The organism is Rhodoluna sp. (assembly GCF_044232805.1).
In the GTDB taxonomy this organism is placed as follows: Bacteria; Actinomycetota; Actinomycetes; order Actinomycetales; family Microbacteriaceae; genus Rhodoluna.
In genome coordinates this window covers 1-13337 of sequence record NZ_JBIILG010000034.1, presented here as the reverse complement: position 1 = coordinate 13337, position 13337 = coordinate 1, and the positions used below count along the sequence as shown (strand labels likewise).

The following is a 13337-nucleotide window of genomic DNA, read 5'->3' as shown; positions in this document are numbered from 1 at the left end:
TGGAAGTAAGTCGGAGCATCCGGCAGCTTGGTCATAAACTCGTCACTTCGAGACCGGTAATTTAGGTGCACCGCAAGAATTTTGGTTGGCTCAGAAGGCGCTAAGTGAATCGCTTCAGCGATCTTTACTCTGCGGCCATCGGCAGCCACAAGCTCCTCGCCTTCGCGAATTACTTGAACGGCTGCCCCCTCGAGCAGAATCCTTCTATATTCAGTCACGGGATAGAACCAGGTCCTTAGGTCTCGGGAAACCGCCTTCAGGCTCAGGGAAGTAAACGTGAACCTGTCCTGTGCCAATGGAGTTTTCGTATTCGGAGTACATAACGCCCTTAGCGGTGTTATCGCCCTCACCGGTTGCGCCAGCCATAGTCAACCAATGGCTGAAGTTTGCCTCAGGCTTGAACTTCTTGAAATCATCCATGGTATCCAAGATTCGAGCATGGTCACCCTGCTTCATCCATTCAATACGCTCAAGATCGGCAAGACGCGCACCTTCCGAATAGATGTGGCTAGGGTCGGATGACTCGTGCTTACGAAGCTCGCGAAGTTTGTAGAAAGTGTGGGAAAGCGCACCGGAAGCTAGAAGCAGAACCTTGCGATCGGTGTCGCGAATTGCTTCCCCAAGTGCCCGACCGGCACGCAGGAAATCCTCAGCTGTTGCGGTCTGGCAGACAGAAATAGACACCCACTTCTTGTCGAGACCACGACCCAGGTAGTGCCACAGGTTTACGGTTGCGTAAAAAATTGGAAGATGCGGATCACTAATTGGTGTAATCCAGGTTCCGTTCTTTTCATCGTATTTCGCAGCGGCCATGGCAAGCTCCGGATCACCTTTGAACGCATAGGGAACCTGAGACATACCTCTAGGTAGCTCTTCGGAAGTGAACAGTCCTGAACGCTCCGCTTGTGCGGTGATCACAAATTCAACAGTGGTAGCCCAATGGCTATCGAGCACAACTACTGTGTCGTAATCCAAGGTCTCCATTACTTCTTTGCGAAATTTCTTTAGACCTGGCACCAAGCTAATCTCTTTGCCATCATTTAGGTCATAGCGAACTTTTTCGGGCAGCATGATTGTTGGTACGTGAGCCAAAATTGCAGCCCCAACTACTTTTCCCATGATCTATTCCTTCCATCCATTAGGTGAAATTACTGTGTTCTTTACATCTGCATAAAAATCAAAGGACCAATTGCCGCCCTCGCGGCCGATTCCGGATTTCTTGGAGCCACCGAAAGGAGCCTTTAGGTCTCGAACAAAGAAGCAGTTCACCCAAATGGTCCCAGCAACAACTTCATCAGCAATTCGTTTTGCGTGCTCGCGATTACCGGAAACAATAACAGCGGCCAAGCCAAACTCGGTGTTGTTTGCCATCTCAATCAACTGCTCGTCTGTTTTGAAAGTCTGCATCGTGAGGACTGGTCCAAATATTTCGGAAGTCACGATTTCAGAGCCTAGTGGAGGGTTAGAAATCAGTGTTGGTCGGAAAAACAACCCACCTAATTCACTGTTTGGCTCCCCACCCATAACGACCTTAAACCCTTCCTTCTTGGCGCGGTCTACGAACCCCTTGATTCTCTCAAAATGAACAGGGTGAATCTGGGGTCCGATGTCGGTAGCAGGGTCTCTGGGGTCACCTTGTTTGAGAGCTGAGGCTTTTTCCTGAAATTTCTTAGAGAACTCCTCGGCAACCGATTCATGCACCAGCAATCTGGTTCCAGACAGACAAACTTGGCCTGCGTTATCGTATTGCTCAATCGCTAGCGTCGCGGCAAGATCAAGATCTGCATCATGCATCACAATTGTTGGTGACTTACCCCCAAGCTCGAAAGAAACAGGTGTCAGGTTATCAGCAGCCGCGTGAGCAATCTTTTTGGCAGTTGGAACAGAGCCGGTAAAGGAGATTCTTGAGATACCCGGGTGGGAAACCAGTGCGTTACCTACCTCAGCTCCAAGACCTTGCACTACATTGAACACCCCAGCTGGAAAACCAGCTTTTACTGTTAGGTCTGCGAAGAATGAAGCAGACAGTGGTGTCCACTCCGCTGGCTTTAGAACAACTGTGTCTCCAGCAGCCAATGCAGGACCAATTTTCCAGGTGGCAAGCATGAGCGGTGCATTCCAGGGTGTGATCAACACCGCAACACCTGAAGGGTCCCAGGAAATATTGTTGGTATGTCCCCGTGTTTCCCAACTGTCATGATGCAGATCATTAATTGCCCAGTCGGCAAAGAATCGAAGGTTTAGAGCAACTCTCGGCATAACTCCACGAATGTGAGATCTAAGCAATGATCCGTTGTCTAGAGTTTCGAGATTCGCTAGTGGTTCAAGGTTTTCTTCCACCAAATCAGCTAATCGGTGTAGTAGTTCACCGCGTTTTTTAGGCCCCATTTTTGACCACTCGGGGAAAGCACCGCGAGCTGCCGCTACCGCTAAGTCAGCCTCGTGCTGCCCACCTCTAGAAATCTTCGCAAGCAAAGTGCCATCGATTGGAGAAAAATCGTCCAGCGTATCGGAAGAAGCTATTCGCTTGCCACCGATGAAGTGACGGGTGTCTACCGTAAGGCCCGCCAGCTGAACAGTTTCAGTCACAATTGCCCCTTTGCAATTCGTTCGGATACTAACAATACAATAAACTACCCGCAGCCCTTAGGCCAACAGCAATTTGTAACGATCCGGTGACTCTAGTCCTGGGACTCGGTAAAGGAAGTTATTTTCCTGAGCGCTATTGTCAATTCCCTTTTTTCAGCCTTGTTAAACCCACTCAGAACCTTCTGCTCGTGGGCGTTGAAATCGGGAAAAAGCTTCTTCATGAGATTTCTACCCTTTGGGGTCAAGGTAACAATCACCAATCGTTTATCCCCAGAACCAGGGTCTCTCTTGAGGTAACCCTTGCCTTCAAGGGTTTGCAATACACCCGTAAGGGTAGCCTTCGAAAAGCCACCTTCTTGAGCGATAACCCTTGTTTCTATGGGCTCCCAAATCCATGACACCCAAAGCACAACAAAGCCAGTCCAGGAAAGCCCATGAGGAGCAAGTACAGTCCTCTCCAAGTAGTTCCTAGTGGCATTGGCAGCGCGGAAGATGTTACTTACTGCAGCCATGGAGTCAAAGTCCAAGGTCATGCCCGAGAGCTTGTTTTCGACCTGCCGCTCCGTCTCATTGAGGGTGTGAGCTCCAGACATCAAATTCTCCGCATCGTTATTAGCTATCTAGCTACGACAATAGCCGAGCAAGAGAAAGTTTTGCTCGTTACTTTTGGGTAATTTGTTTCAAAAGCTCAGCGCAATGTGTAGATTATTAGCGTCCAAACAATCTCTACTGAGAGTGAGCTCAACGATGAGTTATAACTTTGCCGACCTTGATCTTTTCTCCAAAGGTGCCCCATGGGATGCGTTTGCTGATGTGAGGGCTACCGGAAAGCCACACTTTTCTGAAGAGGCTGCTCCCAACCATGGGTTTTGGTCAATCATGCGATACAACGACATTGTCAAAGTTTTGCGTGACTCCGAAACATTTACTTCAGAGCGATTCACAAACCTTGAAGAAGTTGACGCTGAACAAGAACAAGCTCGACGATCACTTCTTGAAACCGATGGACTTCGCCACCGTGCTCTAAGAAGAATGCTCCAAGGTGAATTCACTCCACAAGCGGTAAGTAAGTACGAGTCATTTCTAAGGGGACTAACTGCAACAACACTCGATAATGCATTTGCCAAAGGCGAATTTGATTTCGTGGAAGATGTCAGCGCAGACTTCCCAATCCGAGTCCTGGCTCGAATACTAGACGTTCCGGATGAAGACACTGGTCAACTAATTGACTGGGGAAACCGAATGATTGGTAACACCGACCCTGAGCACGCAGACGTATTAATGGAGGATCCAGAGTCGGAAAAGTATCGACTCGTTCCATTTAGGTCACCTGCCGCACTAGAGGTTTTCGCATACGGCCAGGCGCTAGCCGCTGAGCGTAGAGGCAAGGGTCGAAAAGATCTGGTTTCAGTTTTGGCAGATGGAGTTCCATCAGATGGCATTCCAATGTCTGAACGAGACTTCAACACAAACTTCTTACTCTTGGTTGTTGCTGGAAACGAAACCACTCGCCACACGATTTCTCACACAATGAACAATCTGATAAAGAATCCAGATCAGCTTGCATTACTTCAGGAGAAACCAGAATTGATTCCTTGGGCAGTTGAAGAATTCCTCAGGTTTGCGTCTCCAGTTTATCACTTCCGAAGAACAACCACCAAGGATGTTGAGATCAACGGTGTGAAAATCAAGGAGGGCCAGAAGGTACTACCTTGGTTTGCATCGGGAAACAGAGACTCAGAGATATTCTCTGACCCTAACAAGATGGATGTCACCAGAAACCCAAATGAGCACATGACCTTTGGTCGTGGCGGACCTCACATGTGCCTTGGCAATGCTCTGGCACGAATCGAAATGCGGATTATGTTTGAAGACTTAATTTCCAGAATTGACCGCGTGGAGTTAACTGGACAAATTGACTACCTGAGATCAAACTTTGTGCACGGCATAAAGAGAATGCCGGTCAAGGTACATCTCAGATAAGCTTGGCAACTTTCGAAAGAAAGTTATCAACTAATTCAAATGTCCTTTGTTTAGCAGCCTCGTTTTCGGCGATTGTCTGCCTCATCATGACACTTGGGTCTTGGCCATCCTCTTCGACTTTTTTTGCTCCACCCCAGTCAAGCCAACCTTTTAGGCCAGCGGAATCGAGTTCCGGGTGAAATTGGACGCCTAAAGTTTTATTCACAACAAAAGCTTGTGAGGAAACAGGGTTGCGTGCAATTTCTTTGACGCCGGCTGGCAGCAACCATTGGTCGTAGTGAAATTGGAACCATGGACCGTTTGAAACAAGCCCGGGTTCTTCAGACCAAATGTAGGTCCAGCCGATTTCTGGCTTAGGTGCCCTAGTAACGGAGCCGCCAAGTGCTCTTGCAACCAGCTGTCCACCAAAGCAAATCCCTAGAACAGGCTTGTTCGACTCAACGGCATTTTTGATCCACGCCAACTCTGGTTGCAGCCAGTTACCAATACAGGCGTCATCCCAAGCGCCCCAGGGCGCCCCAAGGGGAATTATCAGGTCGTAATTATCTATGTCTGGAAACTCGAAGGCAACGTTGGGGTTTTCAAAGCTGTCCTCAGGCACTACAAGCTGAGTCTCTATCTCAAAGCCATGTTGGGCCAGTCTCTCACCAACAGGTCCAATAGGGCTGACGTGATCGTGCTGAATGAATAGCGCCTTCAAAATCAGACTCCCAAAAACAACGTTGAATTAAATGCTTCCGACTTTATGCTGGATGGCTCTAGTATCTCATTAGATACCTAACGATTCAATCAAATAGTCATTGCCACAAAGGAGTATCAAATGAGTAAGTCACTGGAGCAGCTTCAGAAAGAACTCAAAGTCGCCAACATCGATGTACTGAGGGTTGTGTACCTGGACATCATCGGATTAGTCCGAGCCAAGGACATATTGGTTTCCCAACTGGACCAGATTTCCCACGGTGGCCCAGCTTTCTGTCAGGGTATCTGGGTTACCACAACAGGTGGTGATGTTTTAGATGCGCAAAACATAATTACTGACGGACTGCAAGACTTCATTTCTCAGATTGTTCCAGAATCTTGGCGAGAGCTTCCTTGGGAACCAGGCGTGGCTTATGTGGTCGCGGGAGCAAATAATCCAGACGGATCAAAGAACCTTTTGTCACCGAGAAACATCCTCGAACTCATGGTCCAGAAATATAAAGATCTCGGGCTCAACCCCATCGTCGGTCCGGAACTGGAGTTCTACATCGCGGAGAAGGATGAAAACGGCAAATACAAAAGAGCTATTGAGCGAACAGGTCAGGCTTACACCACAGGTTCTGTGACTGATCCTAAGGGGACCTTCCTTCACCTACTGAGAATGCTTGACCAGATGAACATCGGAATCTTTGCTGGTAATCACGAATTCAGTCCAAGCCAATATGAAATTAACTTCTGGCACGGCCCAGCTCTTGACGCAGCAGATAGAACACTTCTGATGAAGACCACAATCAAAGAAGTCGTTGCTCGAGCCGGTCAGCATGCGACCTTCTGCGGTAAGCCTTGGAGCGATGAAGGTGGCAGCGGATTCCACCTGCACTTCTCAGTCGAAGACCTAAAGGGCAAGAACGTCATGCACGATGGCGGTGAGCACTTGAGCGCTGTTGGCAAGAACATGATTGCGGGTATCTTAAAACACGCTCACGCCCTGACTGCAATTTGCAACCCAACAATCAATGCGTTCAAGCGCCTGGGTCCAGACACATTGGCTCCCTATCGGGCCAACTGGGGACTCGACAATCGTTCGGCAATGATTCGAATCCCGCCTGAGCGAGGATCTGGAACCAGGCTTGAAGTAAGAGTTGCCGATGGTGCCGCAAATCCCTATTTGATGACAGCTGCAATTCTGGCTGCTGGTCTTGATGGAATTCTGAACAAGCTAGAAGCACCTGAGCCAGTTGTAGGTATGTCTTACGATAACGAGTCAGCACCAGTTCTTCCGATGAGCCTGGAAGAAGCGCTTGATGCTTTGCAGAAAGATACTGTCCTAAGAGACATACTTCAAGGGCCAATTGTCGAAGTGTTTGATGTTCTAAAGCGAGACGAAGTTCGTCGCTATAAAGAGGCCGTATCAGACCCAAAAACCCGAGAGACTACCGATTGGGAAGTCAAAGAGTACATGTCTGATTTCTAAAGCAAAAGCTTTATACGGTTGGATCAGAAAAGTCTGCTACTAAGTTTCCGCCTGCGAAAGTGACTCCAAGTTCGCGGTAGTAACCACCAAGGATTTTCTGAACTGGAAGAATTGAACCTAGTTCATCCCATTGTGAATCTCCGAGGATAAGTTCAGCATCGCCACTCCAAGTGGCACCAATCTCAGCATCGCTTGAACCAAGAGAAACTAGTTGATCCAAAGAGTTTCCTTTTCCAGGAGTAATTGACGGCATCCAGCGGCTATGAAGCATCTTGTGACCGTTGACAAAACCGTTGCTGTCAGACTCCTGTCTCAAAGTAACAATCGCGCTCGCTAGTCTGTGGTCGTAGGCAGCAACGCTAGCTCCAAGTTTTGCGCCAGGCTCAAGTTTTGGTGTTGCCTGTCCGTTATTGAAAACTCTAGTGACAGCGATGTTTCCAAGTTTTTTAGGGTAACCCTGGAACCAACCTCTGGCAATCGCAAAGTCTTTAGTGACCCAGATTGCAACACAACGAGAATAAGTAACCTCCTGGTACTTGCAACGAATTACAACAAATGTTTCTAGATACTGTGATCGCACTGGATCTAACAGTTCAGCCTTGGAAGTTGAACAGGACTGCCAATCAGCCCAAATGATTGCAACTGCACCGGGTTGCTCGTCTGCTATCTCGACACCTTCTGGAAGAAGAGCAGCAACATTTTTCGGGTCGGTTAGGTACTCGACGGTAAGTAGGGTGCCTGAGTACAGCCAAGGCATCTCAGGAATAATGGCACTTTTTCCACTTGGGGTTTTGGGGGCTAGAAAGCCTTTTAGTTCACTCATGGACACTAGGGTACAGAGTCATTCGGGCACAAACGAGCCTTTTTTACAATTTTTCGACAAAGTTTGTAGGACTAAGAACTTGACCAAAGTCCCGATTAGGGCAAGATTAGTCATATCGTTTAGATACGAACGATTCACCATTCAATGAGGAAGGGGGCCATAACAAATGGCCAAAGGATCAAACAAGTCCCTCAGCAAGGGGCGACTCGGTGTCGTCGGCATCGTGTTTTTTGTAGTCGCAGCTAGTGCCCCACTGGTCGGTATGACCGGTGCTGTGCCAGTAGCGATGCTTCTAGGAAACGGCTCTGCAACACCGGGTGCCTATCTTGCAGTAGGACTAACACTTTTAGTCTTCTCAGTCGGTTATGCAGCTATGAGCAGCAAAGTAACTAATGCCGGAGCATTCTTTGCTTTTGTTGGAAAAGGACTCGGGCCTAAAGCCGGAGTTGCATCTGCCTATGCATCGATTATTGGGTACGTCACAATTCAATTAGCTATTTATGGCTTCTTTGGTTTGGTGATTTCACTCACCGCAGCCGGGTTTGGACTTAGCCTTCCTTGGTGGGCATGGGCGTTAATCTCATGGGTTGTCGTAACGCTACTTTCGCTACTAAGTGTTGATATTGGAGCAAAAGTTCTTGGTGTTCTTCTGAGCGTCGAGCTACTTGCACTCATCATCACCGCGCTAGCTATTTTGGGCAACGGTGGACCTGAGCCAATTGATTTCAACGCTTCGTTCAACCCAGCTCTGGTATTCGCCGGTGGGTTTGCAGGAACTGCGGGTATCGCACTAGCTTTCGCTTTTGCTTCCTTTATTGGTTTTGAAGCAACTGCTATTTACGGTGAGGAATCAAAGAATCCAAAGCGCGATGTTCCAAGAGCCACATACTGGGCAATTGGAATCATCTCTGGTTTGTTTGCTCTTGTTTCATTTGCGATGGTTGTTGGAATGGGTAGCACCCAGCTCATAGATCAGGTAATTGAGCGTTCTACAGGTCTGGCAGATCCAGCAGCTGTGCTATTTAGCCTTGCTGCTGAGTATGTATCTCCTGAGCTAGTGCTAGTAATGGCCATTCTGGTGATCACCAGCTTGTTTGCTGGATTGCTTGCATTCCAGAACGCAGCAGCTCGTTACTTCTTTGCCATGGGTAGAGGCGGCGTAATGCCGTCGATGCTAGGCGAGACCAACAAAGCAGGTGCTCCACAAAACGGCGCACTTCTAACCTCCATAATTGCCGGTGCAGTAATTGTGATCTTTGCAGCTGCAGGACTAGACCCATTCCTTAACTTGTTCAGCTGGATGAGCGGAATTGCCGTGATTGCGGTTGTAGCGGTTGAGGTATTGGTCTCGATTGCGGTAATTGCTTACTTCAACAAAGCAGGCGGAGGAACTCTTTGGAATTCAAAGATTGCTCCTGCCGCATCAGTTGTTTTGATGCTTGCTGGTTTGTACCTACTAATGTCTAGGTTCAACTTGCTAGCCGGAACGACTGCTGATGGGGTAGACCCATCGCTACCTGAATCAGCCTGGGCTCTTTCTGGCCTTGGTTGGTTCTTTGTACTGCTTCCATTCCTAGCGATGATCGTTGGGTATGTTGTTGCAGGAACTAGAAAGAACAAGAACGATGCCCTAGTCAGGGACTTCGCTTCTTAGAAAAGCACTCATTGGGTTAGGTGGCCAAGGAATATCCTTGGCCACCTCCCCCTGGGAATAAGGCGATGATCATGGATCAAGACTTCGATATTGATGTGACCTTCGAAGAGAGCGCTAATGAAAGCCTCATTGGCAGTCTCAGTAAAGCGGACCTAAAGAAAAAATGTGACTCCTTACCGCATGAATTGGTTGAAGCGGCAACGGCAATTTTGGTGGATAAGAGAACTTATTCAGATGTCTCACAAGCGCTAGGAATTCGTCAGCCTGAACTGGTGCGCGCCATACATCGTGCCAAGTTGATTATTTCTGGAGATAAATAGAGCTTGAGTTACACGCTAATAAACCCATCAACCGAAGAGTCAATGGAAACCATTGAGCACCTCGACGTTGGCCAAACGGACGAAGCCATCAACAAAGCGGTAAAAGCTCAGGAGAAGTGGGCGGCTCTTGCGCCAAGCGATCGTGCCACGTTGCTCAGAAGATTTGCTCTGGCAGTTGATGTCGACAACGAAAACTTAGCCCAGCTAGAAGTTAGAAATTCTGGGCACCCAATCGACCAAGCTCGGTACGAGGCAAAGAACGTTCGAGACGTTTTGCATTATTACGCCGGAGCCCCTGAGCGGCTCATGGGTAAGCAAATCCCGGTCGCAGGTGGGATCGCAGTCACATTCCATGAGCCAATAGGCGTTGTGGGAATGATTACCCCTTGGAACTATCCAATGCCCATTGCAGGCTGGGGGATGGCACCTGCTTTGGCTGCTGGAAATGCTGTTGTTCTAAAACCTGCTGAGTGGACACCACTTACTTCAATCCGCTTAGCCGAGCTAGCACTAGAAGCAGGATTACCCGAGAACTTATTTCAGGTGCTCAACGGAAAAGGAACTGTTGTTGGAGATCGCCTAGTCACCAACGAAAAAGTAGGGAAAATTGTTTTCACTGGTTCCACGGCAGTTGGAAAACACATCATGCGCGGTGCCGCCGATCAAATCAAACGTGTAACTCTCGAACTCGGCGGCAAAAGCGCCAACATTATCTTTGAAGATGCCGATATCGAGAAGGCAGCAAGAAGTGCCCCCTACGCGGTCTTTGAAAATGCCGGTCAGGACTGCTGTGCACGTTCAAGAATTTTGGTGCAAAAAACTGTATTCGAAAAATTCATGGAAGCTTTAGAACCAGTAGTAAAGGCGGTCAAGGTCGGTGACCCTTCCCTAATCGGGACTGAAGTTGGTCCTTTGGTGAGTAAACAACACCGCGAAAATGTGAGCAGTTTTTTAGAAGGTGCTGATGTTGCGTTTCGAGGAAGCGCTCCAACTGGCAAAGGTTTTTGGTTTGCTCCAACAGTCGTGCTCGCTAAGAGCCCAACGGATAAATGCATGGCGGAAGAGATTTTTGGGCCGGTGGTTACTGTGTACCCTTTCGAAACAGAACAGGACGCTATTGAGCTGGCAAATGGAACAGAGTACGGTCTTTCTGGATCGATTTGGACTCGTGATTTAGGTCGGGGAATTCGGGTCTCCAGGGAAGTTCAAAGCGGCAACCTTTCAGTGAACTCTCATTCATCTCTTAGGTACCACACCCCATTCGGGGGAATGAAACAGTCAGGCATGGGACGCGAGCTTGGCCCAGATGCACCACTTCACTTCACTGAAGAAAAGGTTGTTTTCTTCAATCAAGATAACTAGCGACTGAGGTAGCCGCTCGCAAGCTCCAAAATAGTAAGCGCTCCAAGTCGAACAGTTCTGCCATCAGCACTATCAGCCATTGCGTCGATCTCAGTGATGTCGACAGATTTAACTTGCTTTTCTCTTCCAGTTTCAAATGCAAATTGTCGTAGTTCATCTGCCGAAATTCCACCTGGGGCTGCAGCTGGGCAAGCAGGAACAAAAGACCGATCACAAACATCCATGTCGATATCCACATGCAATTTCTTGTCTCCAAGAAAATCAAGGGCTTCACGAAAGACACTTTCAACAGACCTGTTTCTAAGAGCAGATCTTGGAATTACATATATTCCATAATCTTTGGCTCGCTTTGCGTATTCAGGGGAGTTGGAAAAATCGTTTATCCCGATTTGCACAACGCTTGATCCAGGTAACCCTGCCTCGATTAATCGTCTAACTGGCGAACCGTTGGATACGCCGTCACGTAAATCATGGTGGGCATCCAAAGTTATCAATCCTGCAGAAGAAAGCTCTTCACCAAAAACCCCACTCATCACGGCATAGGTAATTGAGTTATCACCACCGAGTGCAATTGATAAATCTGTTTGATTGGAAACCTTGTTTGCGAGAGCTTTGGTTCTCTCTTCCCCATCTTTTGAATCCGGAGTTTCTGAGTCACCAAAATCTAGAAAACCAAGCTGCCTTAGATCTTGGTTTTGGCTGTGGCTAAAAGTTGAGTACCTGGCTAGCGCGACTCGAGTTTCAGCTGGGGTGGCATTGGCTCCGGTAGCGGAAATGGATGTCTCGGATGCTAGAACCCCAAATAGTCCAATCTCAGCCTTCTCAGAGCCAGCTGGCTGTAGCCAGCTGGAAGCTCTTGGCCAGAGCGGATCTTCGGCCATTTCCGCTCCAATCCAGACTGGGTAATACTCGAATTGATTTGAGATTACCCTGTTATCAGGCACAAGAAAACATCAAAGTTGATGGAGGAACCAAATGACCCAAGCAACACGTGGCGCACTTCACGCAGCCACCGGCTCAACCATGACCGCCAAGGGTTGGGGTCAAGAAGCAGCTATTCGCATGCTTCACAACAACCTAGATCCAGCTGTTGCTGAGTATCCAGAAGAACTTATTGTTTATGGCGGTAGCGGTAAAGCTGCTCGAAACTGGGCCAGCTTTGATTCGATTGTTAAGACTCTCACCAACTTAGAAAACGACGAGACCATGCTGGTCCAGTCTGGAAAACCAGTTGGTGTTTTTAGAACTCACGAGTGGGCACCGCGAGTATTACTTGCAAATTCCAACTTGGTTGGTGACTGGGCTAACTGGCCAGAGTTCCGACGACTTGAGCATCTGGGACTAACAATGTACGGGCAGATGACCGCAGGTTCTTGGATCTATATCGGCACCCAAGGAATCTTGCAGGGAACTTATGAGACCTTTGCAGCGGTTGCTGCAAAAAGATTTGGTGGCACACTTGCCGGAACACTTACTTTGACTGGTGGTTGTGGCGGTATGGGTGGAGCACAGCCACTTGCTGTAACCATGAACGAGGGAACTTGTTTGATTGTTGACGTTGACGAATCACGTCTTCGTAGAAGAATTCAAGATCGCTACCTAGATGAGCTTGCAGATAATTTGGACGATGCAATCGAACGAGTAGTGCGCTACAAGTCCGAGAAGAAAGCAATCTCTGTTGGTCTCGCTGGAAACGCGGCAACAATCTTTGCGGAGCTTCTAAAGCGCGATGTTCCAATCGACATCGTTACCGACCAAACCTCTGCTCACGATCCGCTTTACTACATTCCCGAAGGAATTAGCGTTGAAGAGTCTCGTGCTTATGCTGAGGCAAAGCCTGAGGAGTTCACGGAGCGCGCTGAGGCCTCCATGGCTAAGCACGTAGAAGCCATGGTTGGCTTCATGGCCAAGGGAGCCGAAGTCTTTGACTACGGAAACTCCATTAGAGATGAAGCCAGAAAAGGCGGTTACTCAAACGCCTTCAAGTTCCCCGGTTTCATCCCCGCATACATCAGACCTCTGTTTTGCGAAGGTAAAGGACCATTTAGATGGGTAGCGCTTTCTGGAGACAAAAAAGACATTTATCGCACTGATCAGGCCATCCTGGAGCTCTTCCCTGAAAACGAACACCTTCACCGCTGGATCAAGATGGCTCAAGACCGTGTGCAGTTCCAAGGTCTTCCTGCAAGAATCTGCTGGCTCGGTTATGGCGAAAGAGACAAAGCCGGAGCGGTATTTAACGACCTAGTCAAAAAAGGTGAAGTTTCTGCTCCAATTGTTATCGGTCGCGACCATTTGGACTGTGGATCGGTAGCAAGCCCATACCGAGAGTCAGAAGCAATGGTTGATGGCTCTGATGCAATTGCAGACTGGCCACTACTAAACGCCATGATTAACATCGCTTCCGGTGCTTCGTGGGTTTCTATCCACCAC

Annotated in this window: 12 protein-coding genes and 1 pseudogene; 6 read left to right on the top strand and 7 right to left on the bottom strand. The window is 48.4% G+C overall.

The genetic code is table 11. The features are described 5' to 3' along the window. The 4 genes and pseudogenes from AC9UES_RS05180 to AC9UES_RS05165 form a co-directional block, all read right to left on the bottom strand. Window positions 1–218, bottom strand: a pseudogene (locus AC9UES_RS05180) (fumarylacetoacetate hydrolase family protein); the annotation flags it as partial. Next, a complete protein-coding gene (locus AC9UES_RS05175; RefSeq protein ID WP_509527295.1) occupies window positions 211–1119 on the bottom strand; it encodes a DODA-type extradiol aromatic ring-opening family dioxygenase in 909 nt (302 codons plus the stop codon). The gene AC9UES_RS05175 and the pseudogene AC9UES_RS05180, both read right to left, overlap by 8 nt. A 3-nt stretch (window positions 1120–1122) precedes the next feature. Continuing rightward, window positions 1123–2589: an aldehyde dehydrogenase gene (locus tag AC9UES_RS05170; protein ID WP_509527293.1), complete on the bottom strand. Its 1467-nt coding sequence runs from the start codon at window positions 2587–2589 to the stop codon at window positions 1123–1125. A 92-nt stretch (window positions 2590–2681) separates the two neighbouring features. Further along, the gene (locus AC9UES_RS05165; RefSeq protein WP_509522946.1) at window positions 2682–3182 is read right to left on the bottom strand and encodes a MarR family winged helix-turn-helix transcriptional regulator; all 501 of its coding nucleotides are present in this window, start codon (window positions 3180–3182) and stop codon (window positions 2682–2684) included. A 154-nt stretch (window positions 3183–3336) separates the two neighbouring features. Between AC9UES_RS05165 and AC9UES_RS05160 the strand changes: the two genes are divergently transcribed. Continuing rightward, on the top strand, window positions 3337–4572 hold the full coding sequence (locus AC9UES_RS05160; protein WP_509527292.1) for a cytochrome P450: 1236 nt from the start codon (window positions 3337–3339) through the stop codon (window positions 4570–4572). On the opposite strand, the gene AC9UES_RS05155 is transcribed toward AC9UES_RS05160, so the two are convergent. Next, window positions 4565–5272 (bottom strand): type 1 glutamine amidotransferase, encoded by a 708-nt coding sequence (locus AC9UES_RS05155; RefSeq protein WP_509527290.1) that lies wholly within the window; start codon window positions 5270–5272, stop codon window positions 4565–4567. The two genes, AC9UES_RS05160 and AC9UES_RS05155, sit on opposite strands and share 8 nt — an antisense overlap. 120 nt (window positions 5273–5392) lie before the next feature. Between AC9UES_RS05155 and AC9UES_RS05150 the strand changes: the two genes are divergently transcribed. Further along, window positions 5393–6745 carry a glutamine synthetase family protein gene (locus tag AC9UES_RS05150; protein ID WP_509527288.1) on the top strand — a complete coding sequence of 451 codons (1353 nt, stop codon included), beginning with the start codon at window positions 5393–5395 and terminating at the stop codon, window positions 6743–6745. Window positions 6746–6755: 10 nt separating this feature from the next. Here the strand turns inward: AC9UES_RS05150 and AC9UES_RS05145 are convergent, their stop codons facing one another. Further along, a complete protein-coding gene (locus AC9UES_RS05145; RefSeq protein ID WP_509527286.1) occupies window positions 6756–7568 on the bottom strand; it encodes an acetoacetate decarboxylase family protein in 813 nt (270 codons plus the stop codon). A gap of 166 nt (window positions 7569–7734) precedes the next feature. On the opposite strand from AC9UES_RS05145, the gene AC9UES_RS05140 reads away from it, so the two are divergent. The 3 genes from AC9UES_RS05140 (at window position 7735) to AC9UES_RS05130 (ending at window position 10904) form a co-directional block, all read left to right on the top strand. Continuing rightward, window positions 7735–9222, top strand: coding sequence for an APC family permease (locus AC9UES_RS05140; protein WP_509527284.1), 1488 nt, complete (start codon window positions 7735–7737; stop codon window positions 9220–9222). A gap of 71 nt (window positions 9223–9293) precedes the next feature. Continuing rightward, the gene (locus tag AC9UES_RS05135) at window positions 9294–9542 is read left to right on the top strand and encodes a hypothetical protein (RefSeq protein ID WP_509527282.1); all 249 of its coding nucleotides are present in this window, start codon (window positions 9294–9296) and stop codon (window positions 9540–9542) included. A gap of 3 nt (window positions 9543–9545) precedes the next feature. Then, window positions 9546–10904, top strand: a complete 1359-nt coding sequence (locus tag AC9UES_RS05130) for an aldehyde dehydrogenase family protein (protein ID WP_509527281.1) — start codon at window positions 9546–9548, stop codon at window positions 10902–10904. Here AC9UES_RS05130 and AC9UES_RS05125 read toward each other — a convergent pair. Beyond that, window positions 10901–11785 carry an arginase family protein gene (locus tag AC9UES_RS05125; protein ID WP_509527279.1) on the bottom strand — a complete coding sequence of 295 codons (885 nt, stop codon included), beginning with the start codon at window positions 11783–11785 and terminating at the stop codon, window positions 10901–10903. The genes AC9UES_RS05130 and AC9UES_RS05125 overlap by 4 nt on opposite strands. Before the next feature lie 94 nt (window positions 11786–11879). On the opposite strand from AC9UES_RS05125, the gene hutU reads away from it, so the two are divergent. Further along, a partial coding sequence (hutU, locus tag AC9UES_RS05120) for a urocanate hydratase (RefSeq protein ID WP_509527277.1) occupies window positions 11880–13337 on the top strand: 1458 nt, incomplete at its 3' end.

Coding starts and splice junctions, on each gene's coding strand:
- AC9UES_RS05175 (WP_509527295.1), bottom strand. CDS start 1,119: ATGGGAAAAGTAGTTGGGGCTGCAATTTTGGCTCACGTACCAACAATC.
- AC9UES_RS05165 (WP_509522946.1), bottom strand. CDS start 3,182: ATGTCTGGAGCTCACACCCTCAATGAGACGGAGCGGCAGGTCGAAAAC.
- AC9UES_RS05160 (WP_509527292.1), top strand. CDS start 3,337: ATGAGTTATAACTTTGCCGACCTTGATCTTTTCTCCAAAGGTGCCCCA.
- AC9UES_RS05150 (WP_509527288.1), top strand. CDS start 5,393: ATGAGTAAGTCACTGGAGCAGCTTCAGAAAGAACTCAAAGTCGCCAAC.
- AC9UES_RS05145 (WP_509527286.1), bottom strand. CDS start 7,568: ATGAGTGAACTAAAAGGCTTTCTAGCCCCCAAAACCCCAAGTGGAAAA.
- AC9UES_RS05140 (WP_509527284.1), top strand. CDS start 7,735: ATGGCCAAAGGATCAAACAAGTCCCTCAGCAAGGGGCGACTCGGTGTC.
- AC9UES_RS05135 (WP_509527282.1), top strand. CDS start 9,294: ATGGATCAAGACTTCGATATTGATGTGACCTTCGAAGAGAGCGCTAAT.
- AC9UES_RS05125 (WP_509527279.1), bottom strand. CDS start 11,785: ATGGCCGAAGATCCGCTCTGGCCAAGAGCTTCCAGCTGGCTACAGCCA.